Raw genomic sequence first — 21807 nt, 5'->3', positions numbered from 1 at the left:
AATTGATTCATCGCTTTGTTTTTACTCTTGGTGTCAAAGTAAAACTTAAAAATCTAAAAAAACAAATGCATTTTCCTTTCGGAATGAAAATTTGTGGTGATTTTAACACTAAGGTAACTTAACAACGTTTTATTTCCAGATGTCGGGACGGTACTTAGTGTCTTCCCCGAGCACCAGCGAAAGATACGACTCGTAGCGTGTCACCGGGATTTCTCCGGCTTCGAGAGCGGCTTTCACGGCACAACCGGGTTCATGAATGTGTGTACAGTTGTGGTATCGGCAATCTTTCAGCAATTTAAAAATCTCGGGAAAGAAGTGTGAGATTTCTTCTTTTTCCATATCGATCACACCAAAACCGCGGATTCCGGGCGTGTCGATGAGGTAACCACCGCCATGCATTTCAAACATTTCGGAAAAAGTCGTCGTATGTTTTCCCTGGCGGTGATAATCGGAAATTTGTGCCGTTTTCAAATCCAGTTCCGGATCGAGCCGGTTAATGATGCTCGATTTTCCGACACCGGAGTGGCCGGACAGAACATTGATTTTGCCGCGCATGTCATCGCGAAGCGTATCGATATTGAAATTCTTTTCGGCCGAAACCTGGTAGCACTTGTAACCGATTTCCTCGTAAGTCCACAAGTATTCTTCCAGTTTCTGGTAATCTTTCTCGTTGTAAATGTCGAGTTTGTTAATCACCAGGCTGGCCGGAATTCGGTATGCTTCGGCCGTAACCAGGAAGCGATCGATAAATCCCGGTAGGGTAACCGGATCCTTGATAGTGATGATGAGAAAAGCCTGGTCGATGTTGGCAGCAATAATCTGGCTCTCTTTCGACAGGTTGGAGGATTTCCGGATAATGTAATTACGGCGTTCCTCAATTTCGGTAATCACGCCAATTGTGTTATGTGATTCGTTTTCTTCGACCCGATAAGTTACGCGGTCTCCAACGGCTACCGGATTGGTGGTACGAATTCCTTTCATGCGGAATTTGCCCTTAATCCGGCAATCGATTATCTCTCCGCTTTCCGTTTTCACGGAATACCAACTACCTGTTGAGCGTATGACCAGTCCTTTTTCCAAACTCGTGTAATTTATCGGATAAAACAAGTTGATGTCTAAAACCGTTTCAAAGTAAATGAAAAATAGCGTTATCAGGAAGTTGACAGGAGAACAGAGGCTTTTTCATTCAGGCTAAGCCTTTGTGCACAGGGGATAGAGCCTGATAACATCTCTTAACAGGAAAATTGGCGATTGGTAATTTTGGTTTTATTACCTTTGCTTGATTCCAATTTTTATGAGGAGTAAATTGCAGATTGATAATCCATTCGAACTTTTACGGGCAAATTGGTAATTTCACTAATGCTCCGTTGCAGACCAATAAACGGATGGGATATCGTATATAAGCACTAAAAATAAAAACAAATATTGCGAGTGGGACGGGCCAAAGGCAACCAACGTTCACGAAAGGTTGCTGAAAGTATGGCGTACCCGGAGTTATCCGGGACTATCTGACCCTTGAAAAGAAAAAAAGAACACATGAAAAAAAGACGATTTCTGAAAACGGGCCTGGCGTCCTTACTGGTACTGGTATTGGCCTTTTCCTTCTGGGGATTTAACCGCGATCAGAAGAACTTCCAGATTGCTAAAAACCTGGATATCTACTATACGCTGTTCAGGGAATTGAATCTCTTCTACGTGGATCCAATTGACCCGGGGAAACTGGTCAAAGAGAGTATTGACGACATGCTTTCCTCACTTGATCCTTATACCGTCTACATTCCGGAATCAGAAATGGAAGACTTCAATTTCATGACGACCGGCGAGTATGCGGGTATTGGTGCGCTTATCAGCAAACATGGCGATCAAATTGTGGTTGCCGAACCATACAAAGGATTTCCGGCGCAGAAAGCTGGCTTGAAAGCTGGTGATATTTTCGTCGAAGTAGACGGAAAAAAGACAGCCGACATGAAAGTATCCGATGTTTCGGAATTGCTGAAGGGCCCGGCTAACAAGCCGATTCGTTTGACAATGCAACGTCCCGGCGAGAAGAAGCCGTATGAAGTGAGCATTGTTCGTCAGAATATACAAATCAATCCGGTTCCTTATTACGGAATGCTGGATGACAGCATCGGTTACATTCGTCTTACCAGCTTCACTGCAAACTGCGGTGATGACGTGAAAAATGCGCTGCTTGATCTGCGTAACAACAAACACGCTAAAAAGCTGGTCTTCGACTTGCGCGGAAACCCTGGTGGTTTGCTGGTTGAAGCAGTGAAGATTGCCAATCTGTTTGTGAACCAGGGACAGGAAATTGTCAGTACGCGGGGAAAGGTAGCGCAATGGGACAAAACCTACCGGGCGACCGAAGAACCGGTCGACACCATTATGCCATTGGTTATCCTGGTGAACCGAGGTTCCGCTTCGGCCTCCGAAATTGTGACCGGTTCGATGCAGGATTTGGACCGTGCAGTAGTGATGGGGACCCGGACTTTTGGAAAAGGTTTGGTACAAACGACCCGCGATTTGAGTTATAATTCAAAACTGAAAGTAACCACCGCTAAGTACTACATTCCCAGTGGTCGCTGTATTCAGGCACTTGATTACTCACACCGAAATCCTGACGGAAGTGTGGGAACGATTCCGGATTCATTAATTTCGAAATTCAGCACCAAGCACGGACGTACCGTTTTCGACGGCGGAGGTATTTCACCTGACGTGAAAATCGATCAGGATCAATTGAGCAATATGGTCGTGCAGTTGGTACAGAAGTTTATGGTCTTCGATTTTGCCACGCATTTTGCCAATACGCATTCCAAAATTGCTCCTGCTGACGAATTTACCATCACCGGTGATATTTACAATCAGTTCAAAAACTACGTCAAGGAACATCACTTTACGTACGAATCGAAAAGTGAACAGGCGTTGCAGGATCTGATTGAAACAGCAAAGAAGGAGAAATATTACGACGGAGCTGCAGACGCTTTCAAAACGTTACATGCCGATCTGTCGCATAATATCGATCAGGATTTGACCCGTTTCAGCAGCGATATCAAAGATTTACTGCGCGACGAGATTGTATCGCGTTATTACTACCAGAGCGGCGCTATTCAGACATCCATGAGAGATGACAAGGATATCGAAGCAGCAGTGAAACTGTTACATAATCCGGCGAAATACAAAGAATTACTCGCTCCGGATAATGTGATTAGTGCAATGAAATAATTCGTTAATTTTAAGAATAGGAAATGCCCGCTTGCCGGGCATTTTTTCTTTGCAAAAATGGATTTCAGCTTTTTAGAAAGGGTTCTCCAAAACCCAAAATGAGTTCCAGCGTTTCCGGGAAGGGTTCTCCAAAACGGAAAATGAGTTCCAGCGTTTTGGAAAGGGTTCTCCAAAACGGAAAATGAGTTCCAGCGTTTTGGAAAGGGTTCTTCAAAACGGAGAATGAGTTCTGGCGTTTTGGAAAAGGGTTCTTCAAAACGGAGAATGAGTTCCAGCGTTTTGGAAAAGGGTTCTTCAAAACGGAAAATGAGTTCCAGCGTTTTGGAAAGGGTTCTTCAAAACGGAAAATGAGTTCCAGCGTTTTGGAAAGGGTTCTCCAAAACGGAGAATGAATTCCAGCGTTTTGGAAAAGGTTCTCCAAAACGGAAAATGGGTTCCAGAATTTTGGGAAGGGTAACCATTGAATTTTTTTGCAGAAAACAACTTTTCAATTAATCGAATATGAAACCTAAGATTTTAATTACCTACCGGATTCCGAAGGAAGGTATCCGTGAATTGAACGATAAATTTGACGTCATTTATCCTGAAAAGGAAGAATTTTCTCCTGCTGACATTGAAAAGAAAATCGTGGATTGCGATGCTGTTTTGTCGGTTTTCATTCGTCCAATAAATGCCGAACTGATAGCTCGCGCACCGAAGTTGAAAATCATCGCCAATTTCGGGGTTGGGTACAACAACATCGATGTGGCGGAGGCTACCCGCCGCGGAATCGCGGTTTGTAATACGCCCAATGCAGTAACCGAACCAACAGCTGAAATGGCTCTGGGATTGATGCTTACTGTTATGCGCCGCATCGCTGAGACTGACCGTCATTTGCGCACGAATCCCGATTTTCAGTGGGGAATGATGCGCAATCTGGGTTTCGGTTTAACCGGAAAAACACTTGGAATCATTGGTATGGGGCGAATTGGAAGGGCTTTGGCCCGCCGGGCTCTTGCTTCGGGAATGAAGATCATCTACAACAACCGCAATCGCCTTGATGAGTCGCTGGAAGAGCCACTCAATGCTACTTATGTATCGATGGACGAATTACTGGAGCGTTCGGATGTGATTTCGGTGAACACACCGTTGACAGAGGAAACGCATCATCTTTTAGGCGAAAATGAGATGCAAAAAATGAAGGATGGCGTTTTTGTGGTCAATACCGCGAGAGGACCGGTGATCGACGAAAAAATGCTGGTTAAATACCTTCAAAACGGAAAGATTGCCGGAGTCGGCCTGGACGTGTTTGAAGAAGAGCCCAAAATCACGCAGGAGCTTTTTGAGATGGAGAATGTGGTTCTCACACCGCACAACGCAACCGGAACCATCGAAACACGGATTGAAACAGCTCGCGAAGCTTCACAAAACATTATCGGCTTCTTTTCCGGAAGAAAAGATATCTCGATTGTCAATCCGGAAATTTTCGCATAAAAATATCCCGCTGAAAATCGTCAGATAAACGAAGATCAGCGGGATATCACATACATGCAAATAGGATCTTACCACTCAAATTCTGTTGGGAAGAATACGGTAAGACTTAAAATGAGTATGATAATGACCACCAGCGCAACAAAGAAAAGCGTTACTCCCATTTTGTAACGTTTGTTGCTTTTAACCAGTTGTTGTACCGAGATAATCTTGGTGATCTTATTGACGATTTTTTTCAGTGCCATCTGGTCTTTCACAATGTAGTCGTAGGCACCGTATTTCATGGTATTAATAGCGACATCAATGCTGTCTTGTCCCGATAGGAAAATGAATTCTATTTCGGGATGTACTTTTTTTGCGGCTTTCAGTACGTCGATACCGTTCATTCCCTCCAACAGATAGTCCTGAATAATGATATCTGGCTTTTTATCCAGGGCGTTCAGACAATCTTCACCACTGGTATAAGTTTCTACCCGATTGAATTTTTTAGAGCGTAGATAACTAACAACAAGTTTGTTGTAAACCTGATTGTCTTCAACAACGAAGATTAAGGGATCCTTAAGATTTTGCATGTCTGCCTGATTTTGATTTAGTCGCAATTGCGATGATGAAACGCTGTGTAATAACTATCAAATTGTTGTTTTCAGAAATAGAGTGAAGATAATAATTTTTTATGATTACCATCTTGAATATCTAATTCTCTACTACAACGTGGTTTTAAGATTATTTATTACCAAGAAAGTTAAAATATTTCAAATTTTAAATTCCCTCTGAGCAAAACATCCTCCAAATAATCAGATTATTGGTTAAATCTTTGAATGTCATCAAGTAATTTCTTCCAGTTTTTTGCCAACTCTGTTCCGTCATCAAAAAGCAGGTCACAACCGTTATCTGTCAAAACCTCGTCATCCAGAATGCCTGTATTAATAGCTATTGTGAACAAACCTGCAGCTTTCGCTGACTGAATTCCCAGCGGCGCATTTTCGATAACCATCGCCTGCTGTTTTTCCAAATGAGACTTTTCCAGAGCCGTTAGGTAAGGTTCGGGGTGCGGTTTACCGTGTTTCACGTCTTTCCCGGATACGACATGCGTCGGATCGATCAAACCGGGGAAATCGACCTTTAAGTTGTCGATGAAACGCATATGCGACGAGCCGGTGACAATCCAGATTTCCAGCCCGGCATTTTTCACCTGTTCCAGCATATTTTTCATTCCCTCCACGGGAAGTGCACGCGACATGGTGTGCAGTATTTCAGTCTTTCGCTGGTAAATCTTCTGAATCTCATCATCGGTTGCCGTGCGGTTTTGCGCCTCTTTTACTGCTGTTAAAACTGTTGAAGCACCGGTTCTTCCCTCGTTCAGATAGGCAAGCTCTTCATGAAAATGAATTCCGGCTTCGGTGAAAGCTTTGGTCCACGACGCGGCATGATGTCCCATCGAATCATACAACACGCCGTCCATGTCGAAGAAAACAGCCTTTAAATCGAAGTGATTCAGTTGTTCCTGTTGAAGATATTTTTCTATCGCTTCGCTAAACATTTTGGTTCATTTAATCCGGTAAAATCTCCTGCACACGGCCAACATCACCCGAAGTTAACCGCACTTTTATGCCATGCGGATGTGTGGGCGAATTGGTCAGGATGTCTTTTACAATGCCTTCGGTTCGCTTGCCGGTTCGCTGATCTTTCTTCAGCACGATGGATACATGCAATCCGGGCTTTATATTCGAACGTTTTTTACCATCCATAGCTTGTCTATTCTTTTTGCAAAGAAAGCGCATTCGGTTTACCGGAAGATGAAGCCAGCGTTATTTCCTGTGGAATCGTGTAATATCTGGCGCGAAAAGTTTCAAAAAACGGTCAGATGGTGTAGTTTCGTCATGAACATTAAAACTTTAAAAATGCTGCTGGCAATCGATATTGGTAACTCGAACATCGTTTTCGGTATTCACGATAGTGAAAAATGGGTGCATGAATGGCGAATCCTGACGGTGCCGGATAAAACTGCTGACGAATATGAAGTGATTTTCCGGTCGTTGCTGACCAATACGGTCGATTACGTAGAGAAAGTCGACCGCATTGTGGTAAGTAGCGTGGTTCCCCAGCTTTTGCGTGCTTTTACCGAAATGCTGGATTCGTTGTTTACAGTCAAGCCATTGATTGTTGGACCGGAAATTTATCCCATGCTTCCGCTGAAAGTGCTCAATCCCTACGAAATCGGGACCGATTTGATTGCGAACTCGATGGCTGCCTACAAACGGTTTGGTTCGCTATGTACAGTAGTCGATTTTGGAACTGCTTTGACATTGACGACCATTTCGGATGAGGGAGAAATCCTGGGGGTTTCCATTGCACCGGGATTGAAAACAGCAATCAAATCGTTGACCGGAAATACGGCCCAGTTGCCTTCTGTGCATTTAACTCCGCCGCCTTCAGTGTTGGGAGAAAATACCGTTCACGCTTTGCAGTCGGGTGTTGTGTTGGGCTATTCAGGTTTAGTTGATCACCTGATTGATCTGCTCCGGAACGAGTTGGGAAATTCACCGGAAGTAATTGCCACCGGCGGTTTGGCGAACGTGTTGGCACCCATTTCGAGATACATTCGGGTTGTCGATCAGCAGCTTACACTCGAAGGTTTGCGCCTGATTAGCGATTGTGTAACGGTATAAAAAAGCCGGCTTTAACGGCCGGCAAAGTATTTTACGATTCAAGTGAATAGCGCAATTGGTCGAGCATAATCGGAACGTCTTCCTGATCTACACCCTGCCGAAGTAGATGTTCCAAATCTTCCTCAAAGGCATCCATGAATTCAGCTTCTGAGTTTTCTTTGTCCCGAATGCTTTTTCGGTACCATTCCAATGCTTCTTTCCGGTTCCCGAGACACCACTGTACGTGGCCCATGTTCATCAGGTCGTATTTATTGGGCGAACCTTCGGTTAATTTCCGGTAGTAATTTTCCGATTGTTCCAGTTTCCCGACCAGCAACGATGACCAGGCAATCGGTCGCCAAACGTTTTTGTTTCCGGGCGATAAGTACTCCACCTTGAAATAATACTTTAATGCATCCTCGTACTTTTTCAGCTCCATGTAGCAATGGCCGACAGAGATGTGTGTACTCAGATTATCGGGTTCCAGAATCTCAGCCTGTTTGTAATAATCCAGCGCTTTTTCCGGCTCTTTCAGGTTACGGTAGCAAAGCGCAATTTTCTTGTGATTCCAGATTTTATTGACGTCGAACAGGTCGGCTTTCAGATAGTAGTTGAGCGCTTCACGGTAGTTGCCTGTTTTCTGGTAACAAAAGGCCAGTTTCTGTAACAGTTCGCCATCCTCATTTTCCTGTAAAAGCATGAGATAAATTTCCGATGCTTCTTCAAAGTAGTTTTTAGCAAAATAGAATTCGGCCATGTTCCGTAGGATGCCTAAATCTTCCTGTAAAAGAGGGCGGAACGTGTTTTTATTATGAAAATCGAGCCGCCAGGCGAATACATCTTCGAAGTCGGTGTGGTTCGGATGCAACTTAAAGAAACGGTACAAATCCTGGATGTATTGATTGGAAGCCACTTCGGCGGCTTTGTTGGGCGAAATGGCCAATTCATCCTGTTGCAATTCCTCCATCTGGTCCATTTCCGCCTTGAGCGAACCGGACATCATCTCCTTGTATTCATTCGGAATATTCTGCAAACTCAGGCAGAACGAGTATTTATCGGAGTTACAAAGCATCGGCGATTTCACGATAGCCTCCATGAAGGTGTTAGTCGCTTCGTCGCTTTTGTCCCCGGTCACGCTGCTGATTTCGGGATGTTGCGGGAAAAATGGCATGAACCAGTTTACAAATTCACTGAAAAACGGAAAATTCTTCAGCATCGAAAAAGAACTCATAAATACATCGGCGCCTTCCATCTGCAACTCCGACAGCTCTTCCAGTTTATCCATCAAGCCGGGCGATTCACTGAAAATGTCCTGCCAGTCGGGGTTTTTGTCGTCCATCATGCCTTCGCCCATCAGGTTGTCCATGTTCAGTTTGTTCCGGAGGTTCGGACTCAATCGCATCATTTCCGGAAGAATTTCGTCCTGCAGGCGACGCTGCAATTCTTCGGTTTCCTTGCTCCGAATGAATTGAAGAATCACTTTTTCGAACAAACGCTTGAACTCCGGATCTTCGTTCAGAATAGCCAGCCGGCCTGTAATCTGCGTAAAGAACGGAAGACGCAAATCATACTGGTACAAGGTAAGCATCAGGCCAACCAACGCTCGCTGACGCACCAACTCATCGGTGGTGTCGTAAGCTTCGAACAGCAAATTGAATTTATGTTCGTCGAAATAACGGGACAGACTGAAAGTGAGTGCTGTAACCAACAAAGCCTTTTCGTGAACCGGAATGCTTTCGCCGGAAAGGAAGCTCCGGGCAAACTTCATTTCATCGTCGTTCAGCAGGTCGCGGAACCAGAGATGGTAGAAGACGTAATTCAGCTTTTCCAGGTGAGCACGGGCTACCTCCTCTTTTCCCGGTTGCGCCGAAATCGATTCATCAATCAACGACTGCAACTCGTTGTGCACGTGAAACTCTTCAATTTCCTGAAGTGTTTCCGAAAGATTTTCGACGTACAGTCCCGCAAAGCCTCTTTTCTTCTGGTAAGGAAACAGGTTGGAAAAACGCATTCTCAGGTTTTCGGTCACCTTGTCTGCCAACTCGAAAGTCGAGACCAACAAATGGCGGTACACTTTCTGTCTTTCGGGGTCGTTAATCCCTTCGACCGTGTACTGCAGCATGTATTTGTAGGTCTGCTCAAGATCGTGGTATTCATCGCGGAAGTCGCCCGACCTGGTTTCGGTAATCAGCTGTTCCAGCAGATCGAATCCGGGTTTTAGCTTCCGCGAAGCAAGTAATTGACAAATCTCGTTGAACTTTTGCGTTATCTCCTGATCATTCATAATGTATTCTTCCTATGTAAGCTTTGTTGGCAGAAATAGTCTTTCCGATTATTCATCGATCAAAAGCCGAACCAATCAATCTTCGTTGAGTACCAATAAACGTTGGAATGCTTGCCGTTAATTCTTTCTGGTGGAATAAAACACAGTAAATTAAACAATTACTGCTTTTGAATTGAGCGCGGACAAAATGCCCCGTTCTATGACAATTTGTCCTGAATATCGATTGGCCACTCAAACCGGAGCTCGCGATTAAAATTTACCAGCCCTGTAACCAAGATAAAGGTTTAAGCGTCATATCACAATAATGATGGATGCAACCTTATGAAAAAGGTGGCGTCTTTTCTTTATGAATCGTTTTCCATTCGGAAATAAACCATAACAAATCTTATAAAGCATGAAAAACAAAGTTCTCTTTTCCGTTTTTACGCTTTCGCTGATGTTCATTTCCTTTTCGCTTTCGGCCCAATCCTGGTGGAACTTCGGGGGAGTAAAGGGAAATGGAAATGTTGTGAAAGTCGATCGTCACCTGACAGGATTCGATGAAATATCTGTCAGCACTGGCCTTGATTTGTATATCTCACAGGGAGATAATGAATCTGTTGTCGTTGAGGCCGATGAAAATTTGCAGGATATTATCATAACCAAAGTCGATGGTAACCGGTTGAAGTTATATGTCGATAAATCCATCCGGAATGCAACGGCCATGAAGGTTCACGTAACCGTGAAGGACCTGAAGGAGCTGAAAGCTTCCGCCGGTTCCGATGTTAGGACCCAAACCGGATTGACAGTTAGTTCGCTGGAGATTGGTGTTTCCAGTGGTTCAGATGTGAAGATGGAAGTATACGCCGATCAACTGTCGGGAGGAACCAGTAGTGGCAGTGATTTAACGTTACGTGGCAAGGCAAAGAATTTCCATGCCGATTCTTCCAGTGGTTCAGACATTAATGCATATGATTTGACTGCTGAAGATTGCACTGCTGAAGCTTCCAGCGGTTCTGATATCCGCTTGACTGTGAACGGAAATTTTGAAGCACACGCGAGCAGCGGCGCTGATATTTATTACAAAGGCACACCTACATCAATCAATACCCACAGTTCCAGCGGTGGTGATGTAAACAAAAGATAAGAAAAAGTAAAGCTATTGGAGGCCGGTTTCTGAAGAAGTCGGCCTTTTTTGTTTCTTTACATTTTGTTTATCAAGAATTCATTACCATGAATCCCAAACATATTGTCATTACCGGCTCTACACGCGGAATTGGTCTGGGAATGGCCCGGGCTTTTCTTTCCATGGGACACTTTGTTTCTGTTTCCGGAAGGCACCGGGAATCGGTAAATACCGTTGCCTGCCGGTTGCAACAGGAATTTGGCTCCGAAAAAGTGGCCGGTTTTGTAGTCGACGTGACGATGCCCCGTAGTCTCGATCAGCTTTGGCTGAAGGCCTCGCTCTGGCAGCCGGTTGATATCTGGATCAACAATGCAGGAATTGCACAGTCCGATGAGTTGTTTCATCATATTCATCCGGAAGAAATCAACGGTGTGATTCAAACCAACCTGATGGGTGTGATGAACGGAACCCGCGTTGCTTATTTGCACATGAAACAACAGGGGCACGGAGCGATTTACAATATGGAAGGTTTCGGCAGCGGCGGAAGGATGATGCCGGGAATGACATTGTATGGAACGACTAAACGCGCTCTTCGGTATTTTACACGCAGTTTTGCTAAGGAAAATGAAGTGAATAGTGTGTTGGTTGGGACATTGAGTCCCGGAATGGTGGTCACAGATTTGCTGCTCGATTCAGTAAAAAAGAATCCGGAAGCCCATCAACAAAGCATCCGTATATTCAACATTCTGGCTGATCGGGCAGAAACAGTGGCTCCTTTTCTTGCCGGGGAAATTCTAAAAAATCAGAAAAACGATGCGAGAATTGCCTGGCTGACCAGTTGGAAGATTGTATTTCGTTTTTTCCTCTCTTTCTTCCACAAAAGAACTCTGATTTTGGATGAAGATTTAAATAGTTAATATGTTATTTAATAGATAATTAATTCATTTTATTTAAAATTTTAATACAAGTAACGAAATCCGATTCTTTTTCAAGAAATCTTTTCGAAGTAATTGCTTTATTGAATACTTTAGTTGTATTTAATTAGAGTATTGATGATTAGTGTTATATGAAAATTAATAATGCGGAAGCTATCGTGATGATGATAACGAACCATCGATAGGTCGATTCCGGTATTTTTTTCACAACTGTAATCCCAAGGAAGGCGCCGGCTGCTATGGCCGGAAGAATAAGAATATCGACCAGAAGGGTTGACCAATGAATTGTTTTCCAAACAAAAACATGCAGTGGGAACTTCGACAGGTTGACAATGAAAAAGAACCAGGCCGTGGTACCGATAAATACTTTCTTCGGAAGGTGCAAAGCCAACAGGTAAACGGCAAATATGGGGCCGGCCACGTTGCCAATCATGGTGGCAAAACCTCCGGCCAATCCCATCAAAGCTGCAAACCAGGGAGAATCGGGAACAGACTCTTTTTTCGCCACGCGGTCGCGCCAGAGCATAATTCCTACCGAAACAAAAATGGTAATCGCAATTAGTCGCTTGAACTGTAGGTCATTCACTTTCTCACCAACCCACAATGCAATTAGCACGCCCGCTAACGCCCAGGGCAAAGCCCGTAGCAAGTGTTTCCAGTTGGCGTGTCGATGATAATAACTTACAGCAAAAACATCGGCCATGATGAGAATGGGTAGTAACACTCCGGTCGATTGCTTTCCACCGAAGATGGAAGCGAGAATCGGGACGACCACCATGGAAACTCCCGGTACGCCGGTTTTCGACATACCAATCAGCATTCCACTTAGGGCAATTAAGATCCAATGAACCGGAGTAAGGTGAAAGGAATCGAGCAAGCTAAGCATAAAAGGGATTTAAATTCGGCTCAAAATTAAGATTAATTCAGGGGTTTTGTAATTTTAGAACGTTATCATAGAGTTTATTCAGATGAATCGTACCATTAATCGCCGACGTTTTATGGCAACCACATTATCAGTCCTGGCCGGAATTTCATTTCCGTCTTTCGCCTTTGGCAGAAGAAAGAGGAGAACACTTCGTATCGGGATTTTAACCGATATTCATTATGCTAATCGCGAGCCTAACCTGGAAAGCAACCGCTATTATCGTCAGTCGTTGCAGAAGGTGCGGGAATGCGTTGAGGTGATGAACCGGGATAAAGTGGATTTTCTGATTGAAATTGGCGACTTGAAGGACCAGGGCGATCCACCTGACGAAAGTGAAACGCTTTCTTATCTGGCAGCCATTGAGTCGGAGTTGCAGGATTTCGACGGACCGGTTTTTCATGTGCTCGGAAACCATGACATGGACAGTCTTTCCAAAATCCAGTTTCTCGACCATATCACCAATCATGGACAGTACGATTCGCTGAATTACTACTCGTTTTCCGATCACGGTTATCATTTCGTTGTGCTGGACGCCAACTACTCACCGGATGGTTCTGATTACGACCGCGGAGATTTTGATTGGACAAAAGCTTTTGTTCCACACCAGCAACTGGAGTGGTTGAAAACCGATCTGGCTTTAACCGGTAAGCCGGTTATCGTTTTTATTCACCACCAGCTCGATTCGACGAAGGTTCCGGATGATAGACATTGCCCGGTAAATGCTGCTGAAGTGCGTCAGATTTTGGAGGATTCGGGAAAAGTGAGAGCGGTTTTCCAGGGACATTATCATGCGGGAAACTTCTCAAAAATCAACGGCATTTTTTATTATACCCTCAAAGCGGTAGTAGATGGTAACGGACCGGAAAATAACAATTACGCAATTGTTGAGCTAAACGATGAAGAACCTATCAAAATCAGAGGGTTTCGTCAAACAAAAGACCAAATATTTGAATAATATTATTTTCAATTAGGTTGAGAGGACTAGATTTAGTCTATTAATAGAGATGGTTTTATTTAAATGTCTAATAATAAAAATTTTATGATATTTAAATTAATGGATTTTAGAAGCTGGTTTCAATTGCTTTCAACTCTTTTTCTGAATAATTTTTAAACCATTCCTTTAACTTTTCGCGTGCCAACGCCCGGTGTTTGTCTTTGATGTTCTCTTTTAGTAGCGAAAGGGCCAGAAAAAGGACGCTAACGTCATCGGTGAAGCCAATCAGAGGAGCAAAATCCGGAATGGCATCAGCGGGGAAAATAAAATAGCCCAAAGCGCCAGCAAGGTAGAGCTTATTCTTGAAGGAAACTTCCGGATCATTCAGCATGTAATACAGCAGCAAAGCCGGATAGACCACTTTCACGCCCGCTTTTCCTCCATACATTTTCAGCTTTTCCCGAAAGGCGGACGGAGAGTAATATTTCGTAAAATCGCGCAGTCGCATGAAATGAATATAGATAAATCATCGGGAATGCCAAATAATTCTATTTCAGACTCATGTTGGTGTAATCGACACGGGTATCCCCGTATTTGTCGACAATCCGGTCAAGGATTTCCAGCACCTGGGTGTGCTCTTCCGCCCGAAGGAGCGCAATCCGCAGTTCACGGAAATCGGGGACACCCGGGAAATAGCGGGCAAAGTGGCGGCGCATTTCCCAAATGGCTTGCTTTTCAAATTCTTTCCACGAAAGTGATTGCTCCATTTGTTCTTTGATGACCTCGACAATTTCGGGGACAGTTGGAGGAGGCAACATTTCACCGGTTTGGAAATAATGTTTGATTTCGCGGAAAATCCATGGGCGGCCGATGGCACCGCGACCAATCATCATTCCGTCAACGCCAGAAATATCCCGCGCCTCTTTCGCTTTTTCCGGACCATTGATATCACCATTCCCGACAAGGGGAATTTTAAAACGCGGGTTGCTTTTTACTTTTCCAATCATTTCCCAATCGGCCTCGCCAGTGTAAAGCTGCTGACGGGTACGTCCGTGAAGAGCGAGCATCTGAATGCCCACGTCCTGCAGTCGTTCGGAAACTTCTACGATGGGTTTGTCGTTGTCGTCCCAACCTACACGGGTTTTGGCCGTCACCGGAAGATTGACGGCTTTCACAATCTGGCTGGCCATCTCAATCATTTTGGGAATGTCGCGCAACAGACCGGAACCGGCGCCTTTTCCGGCAATCTTTTTCATTGGGCAGCCGAAGTTGATGTCGATGTAATTTGGCTGGAAGGTTTCGGCTACTTTGGCGGCTTCCACCATCGAATCGATATTGGCGCCGTAGATTTGGATGGCAATGGGGCGGTCGAACTCGAAAAGCGTCATTTTCCGCTTGGTTTTGTTCACGTCGCGGATGAGCGCTTCCGAAGAGATGAATTCGGTTGACATGACGTCCGCTCCGTATTTCTTACAAATGTACCGGAACGACTTGTAAGTCACGTCTTCCATCGGTGATAAAAACAATGGCATTTCGCCCAGTTCGAGTTCCCCAATCTTCACAATACCAGTTTTTTAAAATTTGCGTGCAAATATAAAAATTATTTGTTCGGCAATATTCCGGAACAATATTAGCCGAAATTCAGTTTCATTAACTTGAATTCGGCGTGAGCTTTGCTTTCGAATGTTAACTTTGCCATGAATTCATTGAATGTTGATAATCATTTCTTAAACAGATACAAGTGAGATTCCGAATACTACGCACCTCAGGTCCGTTTACGCAGTTGATGTTTGCCACGCTGGTGGTTTTAATTTTAGCCGTCGTGGCTCTGTTTGTTGGCTTTTTGCTGGCCATGCCGATATTCCACTTGAGTATTGGTGATATGGGTGCTGCCATGACCAATTTTTCGTCGCCGCAAGGAGTCGTCCTGATGAAATACTTTCAGACGGTACAGGCCATCGGAATTTTCGTCATCCCGCCATTTATTATCGCCTGGGTGCTGAGCGAACGACCGATTAGCTATTTGCATCTCGATAAAATCGCGACACTCAAAAGCATCATCCTGGTAATGGTTTTGGTGTATTTTGCCAACCCGATGATTAACTGGATGGCTGAATTCAATTCGGGATTACAGCTTCCTGACTGGCTTTCCGGTGTTCAGGACTGGATGAAAGCTTCGGAAGATCAGGCTGACCAGATTACCAAAGCCTTTTTGCATGTTGATGGTTTAGGAGGAATGTTCTTCAATCTATTCATGATTGGATTGCTGCCGGCCATCGGAGAGGAATTGCTTTTTAGGGGTATCGTTCAACGGATTCTGAAGGACTGGACAAAGAATGCACATGCAGCCATATGGCTCAGTGCGGCACTATTCAGTTCTTTGCACATGCAGTTTTTCGGATTTTTACCAAGAATGATGCTGGGAGCACTGTTCGGTTATCTGCTTGAATGGAGTGGTTCTCTTTGGATCCCAATGGTTGGGCACTTTGTCAACAATGGTTCTGCTGTGATTATTTCCTATTTGATAGAAAAGGGAGTGGTCAGCTCCAGTGTGGAGAAAGTCGGAACATCGGACGGGCAGGGAACGTACCTCGCCATCCTCAGCCTGATTTTCGTTATGGTGTTGCTGAGATCGTTCTACGTGCAGGTACGTGGAGCGGGAGAGTTGTGGACTACCACCGAAGAACCGAATCCACCGGTTGATTAAAACGAAAGGTTAGTCTGCATTTTGCCGGCTTCGATTTTCTTTTTCTCGCTGGGGCGGAAGAAATAAACGATACCGTATTCCTGTGCTTTTTGCCGTTTTTCTTCGTCGGAAAAGTGGCCGTAATGCAGTTCTACCTCATTCCAGATATTCAGAATCAATTCGTCGGCCTCTTTGCGCATTTCAGCTACTTTTTCCGACCAGCGTGCTGTGTTGCTCTGAAGTGTCTTCTGAAAATGATAGGCATCGGCAAATTGGTCGTATTTCACTTTTACAACGGCAATACTTGGATTGTAAATCGGACTTCCGCCGTGCATACTACGTTGCTGCTCTCCGTCGATAATTTTCTTTCCCCACTCCAGTAAATCCGATTCGAGGACCAATGAGGGCAGTTTATGGGTTTGGGTATCCATTCCATAGAATTCCCTCACTTCGGGCTTAATTTCGCCTCTAAGGATACAAAAATTGAGTACCTGGATAAAGTGTGAGACATAGAGGCGGGCTTTCTTCACCACCTCGTTGTATTTACGGCTATTGGCCGATTGTTGCCGTTTGGCTTGTTTGAGCTGTAGGATAGCACTTTCGAAGCCCGGAAAAAAGGCTCGTGCTTTGGTTAACGTGGCTGTCGAAAAAGCCAGGTCATCAATCGACTTCTGGAGGGCGATGTCGGTTGCAGCCTTTAAAGCCCGAAGGCGGGCCTGATCAGTGTTGGGTAATCTGCGATAAGGCATGAGCAAGCTATTGTTTTGATTGAATTATGGGATGAGAGCGAAGTTATAAAAAATGAAATGGAATTCAATATTCGCTGAAGAGTTTAACAATAACTTTAGAAACCGAGAGGTGTGAATACGAAAAAAGACTCCCTGTAACAGAGAGCCTTTCATCTATTGCTTGCTTGAAAGTTGATTGTTAATCAGAGAATTTCGCTTTCAGATATTCCCGGTTCAAACGGGCGATATGCGAAATAGAAATATTTTTCGGACAGGCCAGTTCGCAGGCACCGGTATTGGTACAACCACCGAATCCAAGCTCATCCATTTTGGCTACCATCGCTTTCGCACGACGTTTGGCCTCTACTTTTCCTTGCGGAAGCTTGGCAAACTGCGAAACTTTGGCCGCTACAAACAGCATAGCCGAAGAGTTTTTACAGGTCGCCACACAGGCACCACAACCGATGCAGGCAGCCGCGTCGATCGCTTCTTCAGCATCAACCTGCGAAATCGGGATGGTATTCCCATCAGGTACACCACCGGTATTAACCGATACATAACCGCCCGCCTGCTGGATTTTATCAAAAGCTGTACGGTCAACAATCAGGTCTTTGATAACCGGGAAAGCACCCGCGCGCCATGGTTCAACCGTAATGGTTTCGCCATCTTCGAACCGACGCATGTGCAGCTGGCACGTGGTAATTTCGCTGTCTGGTCCGTGCGCATGACCGTTAATATACATGGAACACATACCGCAAATACCTTCGCGGCAATCGTGGTCGAAAGCAATCGGGTCTTTGCCTTCGCGGATAAGCTGGTCGTTCAGGATGTCGATCATTTCAAGGAACGAACTACCCTGTGAAACATTTTCCACCTCGTAAGTTTCAAACCGACCTTTCTCGGAGGGATTGTTTTGCCTCCAAACCTTGACGTATATTTTCTTTAAGATTTTATCAGCCATTTTCTTAATTATTTAGATTTAAGTAATTGCACCCGGATTTCTCTTCCGGATACGGTACTTAACTCTTATTTATAACTTCTCTGGGTGAGTTTCACGTTCTCGAATACCAGCTCTTCACGATGCATCACCGGTTCTTTGTCTTCGCCCTGGAATTCCCAGGCTGAAGCATAACAACCGATTTCGTCGTTACGTTTAGCTTCACCGTCTTCGGTAACTGATTCTTCACGGAAGTGGCCTCCGCACGATTCGTTGCGGGTCAGCGCGTCACGGGCCATCAGGTCACCAATGTCGAGGAAGTCAGCCAAACGGCCGGCTTTTTCAAGCTCCGGATTGATGTTATTCATTTCACCGGGAACGCGTACATTGCTCCAGAACTCTTTTTTCAGTTCGGCAATCTCTTCGATGGCTTTTTTCAGGCCCTCTTCGTTACGCGACATACCCACATATTCCCACATGATGTGCCCCAGCTTTTTGTGGAAGTAATCCACCGGCTGGTCTCCTTTGATGTTGTAGAGTTTTTCCAACCGTCCGGTTACATTCTTTTCGGCCTCATCAAATTCGGGTGTATTGGTGTCAATCTTTGGTACCATGATTTCGCCGGCCAGGTAATCACCAATGGTGTATGGCAGGATGAAATAACCGTCGGCCAGCCCCTGCATCAAAGCTGAAGCACCAAGGCGGTTGGCACCGTGATCAGAGAAGTTAGCTTCGCCAATGGCATACAATCCGGGAATCGAAGTCATCAGGTTGTAATCAACCCAAGTACCCCCCATGGCATAGTGGATAGCCGGATAAATCTGCATCGGATGTGTGTACGGATCAACATCGGTAATCTTTTCGTACATCTGGAAAAGGTTACCATAGCGTTTTTCGATGGTCTCGCGACCCAGACGCTCAATGGCGTATTTGAAATCGAGGAATACCGCTTTACCTTCAGCATTTACACCGAAACCGGCATCGCAGCGCTCTTTGGCAGCACGTGATGCAACATCGCGGGGAACGAGGTTACCGTATGACGGATAACGGCGTTCGAGGTAAAAGTCACGGTCTTCGTCTTTGATGTCGACTGCACTGATTTCGCCTTTGCGAAGACGTTCAGCATCTTCTTTTTTCTTCGGAACCCAAACCCGTCCGTCGTTACGCAGCGATTCGGACATCAACGTCAGTTTCGACTGTTGTGAACCGTGAACCGGAATACAGGTTGGGTGAATCTGTACATAACAAGGATTGGAGAAGTAAGCGCCCTTTTTGTAGGCCTGCCATGCGGCAGAACCGTTAGAACCCATTGCGTTGGTCGACAGGAAGAATACGTTTCCGTAACCTCCGGTTGCCATTACCACAGCGTGCGCACCAAAACGTTTGATTTCGCCGTTCGTCAGGTCACGGACAATAATTCCGCGGGCTTTCCCGTCGACAAGCACGACGTCGAGCATTTCGTGACGGGCGTACATTTCTACGCTGCCGGCATCAATCTGGCGGTTGAGGGCAGAGTAAGCACCCAGCAATAACTGCTGTCCGGTCTGTCCGCGAGCGTAAAATGTACGGCTGACCAGTACACCACCAAATGAGCGGTTGGCCAGCGTTCCTCCGTATTCACGGGCAAACGGAACACCTTGTGCAACACACTGGTCAATAATGTTGGGAGAGACTTCGGCCAGACGATAAGTGTTCGCTTCGCGGGCACGGTAGTCACCTCCTTTAATCGTATCGTAAAACAGACGATAAACTGAGTCGTTATCGTTCTGATAGTTTTTTGCAGCGTTAATACCGCCCTGTGCGGCAATGGAGTGGGCGCGACGCGGACTATCCTGGTAACAGAATGCTTTCACATTGTATCCCAGTTCGCCCAGCGATGCGGCAGCCGAAGCTCCGGCCAGTCCGGTTCCCACAACGATGATATCAAGTTTTCGTTTATTGGCAGGACTTACTACGCGGATAGCAGCTTTATGACGAGACCACTTTTCGGCCAACGGGCCTTCAGGTATTTTGGAATCTATGTTGCTCATGTCTTAAATGTCTTTAAGGTTCAATTAAAACTTAATGAGGAAATACAGCGGGATGTAAGCAAATCCGGCACCGATGAGGAAAGCCACCAGGTGAGCCAGAAACTTCAGACGAATCATCCATTTGCTGTTATTCAGGCCAATGGTTTGGAAAGCGCTCCAGAAACCATGTGAAATGTGGAGTCCGACCAGAATACCTCCCAGGATGTAAATGATATCATAAACCGGGTAATCAACGAAAAGGGTTTTAACCAATGCGTAGGTATTGTGAACATCTGCTCCTAATCCCGGAGCTGCTTGATCCAGCAAAGGTGAACCGGTAAATTTAATTTTTACGTAAAAGTTGAAAAGGTGGATGATCAGGAAGATAAGAACCATGCCTCCCAGAATGAACATGTTCTTTGCCGGTGCATACCATTTCAATAAGTTGTCGCCGGCCTGATATCCCTTCGGTCTCGCCTTCATGTTTTCGAGGGTAATCCATCCCGACCAAATAATGTGGATAATGAAACCAAGTGCCAGGATCGGTTCCATTATTTTAATAATTGGATTCGTAGCCATGAAATGCGCGGCCTCATTGAACAAAACTCCCGAGTCGTCAAACGTCAGGAGCAGGTTCAGTGTAAGGTGAACAAACAGGAAAACAATCAGAAAAAGTCCTGTTAAGCTCATAAAAAACTTCCGCCCAATCGAGGCTTTCATGAAACTGCTCATAAGTCCTTGTTTTAAGTAAATTATTCCATGTATGATTTGTGTTGCAAAAAAATCATCACAAATGTAGATGATGGTCATATGCTAAACAACATAACCAGAGGTAAACCAAATAATTTATACTGTTTCTATTATTCCGCAGAAATTATCTGTTTTGGCCATCAATGCTACTATTTTCCGGCTTTTCCACCGAAAAATTCAAAAATTTCTCTAAAAATAAACTTTTCTCTTCGATGAAGCCCACATGTCCGCAATTTTCCAACCCGATAAAAGTTGCATTTCGGATATGATGAGCTTCGTTCCATTGTTTGGCAGCTGCCAGTATTTTGTCTTCTTCCCCGGCAATTATCAGTACCGGAAAAGAAGCAGTGTTCAGAAATTCGAGGTACGACGGCCTTCCCATGATGGCCCGGATTGCCCTTACTGCAGCTTTCGGTGACACCTGTGAAGCCATTTCGCGCAACCGGTCATGCAACTCCGGGAACCGGTTGAGGTTAAGAGGCGCAAAGTTGTTGTGCAACGAATTGCGAATAATCAACTCCAGCCGTCCTTTCTCAATCAATCCCATTTCGCGGCGTCGCAGGTTCATATGACTTTCCGACGCCTTATCTGCCGATGCATGCAACAAAGCCAGCCGTTTTACCCTTTCGGGGAAGAGGCCGGCGAAAGCCAGTGCGTTGTATCCTCCCATCGAATGTCCTGCCAGCGTTAATTGACCTGTATGGCCAATTTCTTCCAGAAGACTGTGCAATTCTTTCGCAAAATCGATAAAAGTATAGCCTTCCGGCGGAAGCTCGGAATGGCCGTGGCCGGGGAAATCGACTGTCAGAATCTGAAAATGCCGGGAAAGCTCCGGCAGAAGGTCATCGAAAATAGCCGATGATTCCAGGTACCCGTGAAGCAAAACCAATAACTCACCTTCTCCCGATAGGGAATAGGACAATTTACGACCGTTGGAGAAATGGTAAAACTGGGTTTGGTTCATCCGTGCAAATTAACACATTTCTTCTTTTTCAGCAGGCGAATTGGAAGCATTTTATCCGATTGAGTTATGATAAATCAAATGTTTCAAAACATCATTTTATATAGATATGAAAATGTATGATTGTAATTTCGTTGTTATGATTCAATTTTGGGATTATGCCTTCTTTCTCTCTCATATTGAAGTTAAAACTAAAATGTTTAATAATTAAAT

At 44.9% G+C, this 21807-nt stretch carries 20 protein-coding genes; 7 read left to right on the top strand and 13 right to left on the bottom strand.

Annotated elements, in window-relative coordinates; all coding sequences use genetic code 11:
* Positions 1-129: 129 nt before the first annotated feature.
* Complete coding sequence (rsgA, locus tag GJU87_RS18185) at positions 130-1080, bottom strand: ribosome small subunit-dependent GTPase A (protein WP_153640776.1); 951 nt, start codon at positions 1078-1080, stop codon at positions 130-132.
* Between the two features lie 456 nt (positions 1081-1536).
* Here rsgA and GJU87_RS18180 point away from each other — a divergent pair, with 456 nt between their 5' ends.
* Together GJU87_RS18180 and GJU87_RS18175 are read left to right on the top strand one after the other, a co-directional pair.
* Positions 1537-3222, top strand: a complete 1686-nt coding sequence (locus tag GJU87_RS18180; RefSeq protein ID WP_153640775.1) for a S41 family peptidase — start codon at positions 1537-1539, stop codon at positions 3220-3222.
* A gap of 501 nt (positions 3223-3723) precedes the next feature.
* Positions 3724-4695 carry an NAD(P)-dependent oxidoreductase gene (locus GJU87_RS18175; protein WP_153640774.1) on the top strand — a complete coding sequence of 324 codons (972 nt, stop codon included), beginning with the start codon at positions 3724-3726 and terminating at the stop codon, positions 4693-4695.
* A gap of 68 nt (positions 4696-4763) precedes the next feature.
* On the opposite strand, the gene GJU87_RS18170 is transcribed toward GJU87_RS18175, so the two are convergent.
* The 3 genes from GJU87_RS18170 to GJU87_RS18160 all read right to left on the bottom strand — a co-directional run bounded on the left by GJU87_RS18170 (position 4764) and on the right by GJU87_RS18160 (position 6440).
* Positions 4764-5264 carry a response regulator gene (locus tag GJU87_RS18170; RefSeq protein ID WP_106540956.1) on the bottom strand — a complete coding sequence of 167 codons (501 nt, stop codon included), beginning with the start codon at positions 5262-5264 and terminating at the stop codon, positions 4764-4766.
* Positions 5265-5491: 227 nt separating this feature from the next.
* A complete protein-coding gene (locus tag GJU87_RS18165) occupies positions 5492-6232 on the bottom strand; it encodes an HAD family phosphatase (protein ID WP_153640773.1) in 741 nt (246 codons plus the stop codon).
* Between the two features lie 10 nt (positions 6233-6242).
* Positions 6243-6440 carry a YwbE family protein gene (locus GJU87_RS18160; RefSeq protein WP_153640772.1) on the bottom strand — a complete coding sequence of 66 codons (198 nt, stop codon included), beginning with the start codon at positions 6438-6440 and terminating at the stop codon, positions 6243-6245.
* Positions 6441-6593: 153 nt separating this feature from the next.
* Here GJU87_RS18160 and GJU87_RS18155 point away from each other — a divergent pair, with 153 nt between their 5' ends.
* Complete coding sequence (locus GJU87_RS18155) at positions 6594-7361, top strand: type III pantothenate kinase (RefSeq protein ID WP_153640771.1); 768 nt, start codon at positions 6594-6596, stop codon at positions 7359-7361.
* A gap of 31 nt (positions 7362-7392) precedes the next feature.
* On the opposite strand, the gene GJU87_RS18150 is transcribed toward GJU87_RS18155, so the two are convergent.
* The gene (locus tag GJU87_RS18150; RefSeq protein WP_153640770.1) at positions 7393-9624 is read right to left on the bottom strand and encodes a lipopolysaccharide assembly protein LapB; all 2232 of its coding nucleotides are present in this window, start codon (positions 9622-9624) and stop codon (positions 7393-7395) included.
* Between the two features lie 394 nt (positions 9625-10018).
* Here GJU87_RS18150 and GJU87_RS18145 point away from each other — a divergent pair, with 394 nt between their 5' ends.
* Together GJU87_RS18145 and GJU87_RS18140 are read left to right on the top strand one after the other, a co-directional pair.
* Positions 10019-10750, top strand: coding sequence for a head GIN domain-containing protein (locus GJU87_RS18145; RefSeq protein ID WP_153640769.1), 732 nt, complete (start codon positions 10019-10021; stop codon positions 10748-10750).
* A gap of 86 nt (positions 10751-10836) precedes the next feature.
* Positions 10837-11646 (top strand): SDR family oxidoreductase, encoded by an 810-nt coding sequence (locus GJU87_RS18140; RefSeq protein ID WP_153640768.1) that lies wholly within the window; start codon positions 10837-10839, stop codon positions 11644-11646.
* A gap of 145 nt (positions 11647-11791) precedes the next feature.
* On the opposite strand, the gene GJU87_RS18135 is transcribed toward GJU87_RS18140, so the two are convergent.
* Positions 11792-12550 (bottom strand): sulfite exporter TauE/SafE family protein, encoded by a 759-nt coding sequence (locus GJU87_RS18135; RefSeq protein WP_153640767.1) that lies wholly within the window; start codon positions 12548-12550, stop codon positions 11792-11794.
* 112 nt (positions 12551-12662) lie between these two features.
* Here GJU87_RS18135 and GJU87_RS18130 point away from each other — a divergent pair, with 112 nt between their 5' ends.
* A complete protein-coding gene (locus tag GJU87_RS18130) occupies positions 12663-13544 on the top strand; it encodes a metallophosphoesterase (RefSeq protein WP_153640766.1) in 882 nt (293 codons plus the stop codon).
* 106 nt (positions 13545-13650) lie between these two features.
* Here GJU87_RS18130 and GJU87_RS18125 read toward each other — a convergent pair whose 3' ends face one another.
* Both GJU87_RS18125 and dusB read right to left on the bottom strand, forming a co-directional pair.
* Positions 13651-14031, bottom strand: a complete 381-nt coding sequence (locus GJU87_RS18125; protein WP_153640765.1) for a YkvA family protein — start codon at positions 14029-14031, stop codon at positions 13651-13653.
* A 40-nt stretch (positions 14032-14071) separates the two neighbouring features.
* Positions 14072-15085, bottom strand: coding sequence for a tRNA dihydrouridine synthase DusB (gene dusB, locus GJU87_RS18120; RefSeq protein ID WP_153640764.1), 1014 nt, complete (start codon positions 15083-15085; stop codon positions 14072-14074).
* A 179-nt stretch (positions 15086-15264) separates the two neighbouring features.
* Here dusB and GJU87_RS18115 point away from each other — a divergent pair, with 179 nt between their 5' ends.
* Positions 15265-16230 carry a CPBP family intramembrane glutamic endopeptidase gene (locus GJU87_RS18115; protein WP_153640763.1) on the top strand — a complete coding sequence of 322 codons (966 nt, stop codon included), beginning with the start codon at positions 15265-15267 and terminating at the stop codon, positions 16228-16230.
* Here GJU87_RS18115 and GJU87_RS18110 read toward each other — a convergent pair.
* The 5 genes from GJU87_RS18110 to GJU87_RS18090 all read right to left on the bottom strand — a co-directional run bounded on the left by GJU87_RS18110 (position 16227) and on the right by GJU87_RS18090 (position 21597).
* Positions 16227-16958 (bottom strand): hypothetical protein, encoded by a 732-nt coding sequence (locus tag GJU87_RS18110; protein WP_153640762.1) that lies wholly within the window; start codon positions 16956-16958, stop codon positions 16227-16229. The genes GJU87_RS18115 and GJU87_RS18110 overlap by 4 nt on opposite strands.
* A gap of 178 nt (positions 16959-17136) precedes the next feature.
* Positions 17137-17898 carry a succinate dehydrogenase/fumarate reductase iron-sulfur subunit gene (locus GJU87_RS18105; RefSeq protein ID WP_153640761.1) on the bottom strand — a complete coding sequence of 254 codons (762 nt, stop codon included), beginning with the start codon at positions 17896-17898 and terminating at the stop codon, positions 17137-17139.
* Positions 17899-17963: 65 nt separating this feature from the next.
* On the bottom strand, positions 17964-19904 hold the full coding sequence (locus GJU87_RS18100) for a fumarate reductase/succinate dehydrogenase flavoprotein subunit (protein WP_153640760.1): 1941 nt from the start codon (positions 19902-19904) through the stop codon (positions 17964-17966).
* A 24-nt stretch (positions 19905-19928) separates the two neighbouring features.
* Complete coding sequence (locus GJU87_RS18095; protein WP_153640759.1) at positions 19929-20615, bottom strand: succinate dehydrogenase cytochrome b subunit; 687 nt, start codon at positions 20613-20615, stop codon at positions 19929-19931.
* A gap of 142 nt (positions 20616-20757) precedes the next feature.
* Positions 20758-21597, bottom strand: coding sequence for an alpha/beta fold hydrolase (locus tag GJU87_RS18090; protein ID WP_153640758.1), 840 nt, complete (start codon positions 21595-21597; stop codon positions 20758-20760).
* Positions 21598-21807: the final 210 nt, after the last annotated feature.

It is taken from the genome of Prolixibacter sp. NT017 (assembly GCF_009617875.1).
Lineage (GTDB): Bacteria > Bacteroidota > Bacteroidia > Bacteroidales > Prolixibacteraceae > Prolixibacter.
This window is presented reverse-complemented; position numbering and strand designations above follow the sequence as displayed.

Coding starts and splice junctions, on each gene's coding strand:
- GJU87_RS18180 (WP_153640775.1), top strand. CDS start 1,537: ATGAAAAAAAGACGATTTCTGAAAACGGGCCTGGCGTCCTTACTGGTA.
- GJU87_RS18175 (WP_153640774.1), top strand. CDS start 3,724: ATGAAACCTAAGATTTTAATTACCTACCGGATTCCGAAGGAAGGTATC.
- GJU87_RS18170 (WP_106540956.1), bottom strand. CDS start 5,264: ATGCAAAATCTTAAGGATCCCTTAATCTTCGTTGTTGAAGACAATCAG.
- GJU87_RS18165 (WP_153640773.1), bottom strand. CDS start 6,232: ATGTTTAGCGAAGCGATAGAAAAATATCTTCAACAGGAACAACTGAAT.
- GJU87_RS18160 (WP_153640772.1), bottom strand. CDS start 6,440: ATGGATGGTAAAAAACGTTCGAATATAAAGCCCGGATTGCATGTATCC.
- GJU87_RS18155 (WP_153640771.1), top strand. CDS start 6,594: ATGCTGCTGGCAATCGATATTGGTAACTCGAACATCGTTTTCGGTATT.
- GJU87_RS18150 (WP_153640770.1), bottom strand. CDS start 9,624: ATGAATGATCAGGAGATAACGCAAAAGTTCAACGAGATTTGTCAATTA.
- GJU87_RS18145 (WP_153640769.1), top strand. CDS start 10,019: ATGAAAAACAAAGTTCTCTTTTCCGTTTTTACGCTTTCGCTGATGTTC.
- GJU87_RS18140 (WP_153640768.1), top strand. CDS start 10,837: ATGAATCCCAAACATATTGTCATTACCGGCTCTACACGCGGAATTGGT.
- GJU87_RS18135 (WP_153640767.1), bottom strand. CDS start 12,550: ATGCTTAGCTTGCTCGATTCCTTTCACCTTACTCCGGTTCATTGGATC.
- GJU87_RS18130 (WP_153640766.1), top strand. CDS start 12,663: ATGGCAACCACATTATCAGTCCTGGCCGGAATTTCATTTCCGTCTTTC.
- GJU87_RS18125 (WP_153640765.1), bottom strand. CDS start 14,031: ATGCGACTGCGCGATTTTACGAAATATTACTCTCCGTCCGCCTTTCGG.
- GJU87_RS18110 (WP_153640762.1), bottom strand. CDS start 16,958: ATGCCTTATCGCAGATTACCCAACACTGATCAGGCCCGCCTTCGGGCT.
- GJU87_RS18105 (WP_153640761.1), bottom strand. CDS start 17,898: ATGGCTGATAAAATCTTAAAGAAAATATACGTCAAGGTTTGGAGGCAA.
- GJU87_RS18100 (WP_153640760.1), bottom strand. CDS start 19,904: ATGAGCAACATAGATTCCAAAATACCTGAAGGCCCGTTGGCCGAAAAG.
- GJU87_RS18095 (WP_153640759.1), bottom strand. CDS start 20,615: ATGAGCAGTTTCATGAAAGCCTCGATTGGGCGGAAGTTTTTTATGAGC.
- GJU87_RS18090 (WP_153640758.1), bottom strand. CDS start 21,597: ATGAACCAAACCCAGTTTTACCATTTCTCCAACGGTCGTAAATTGTCC.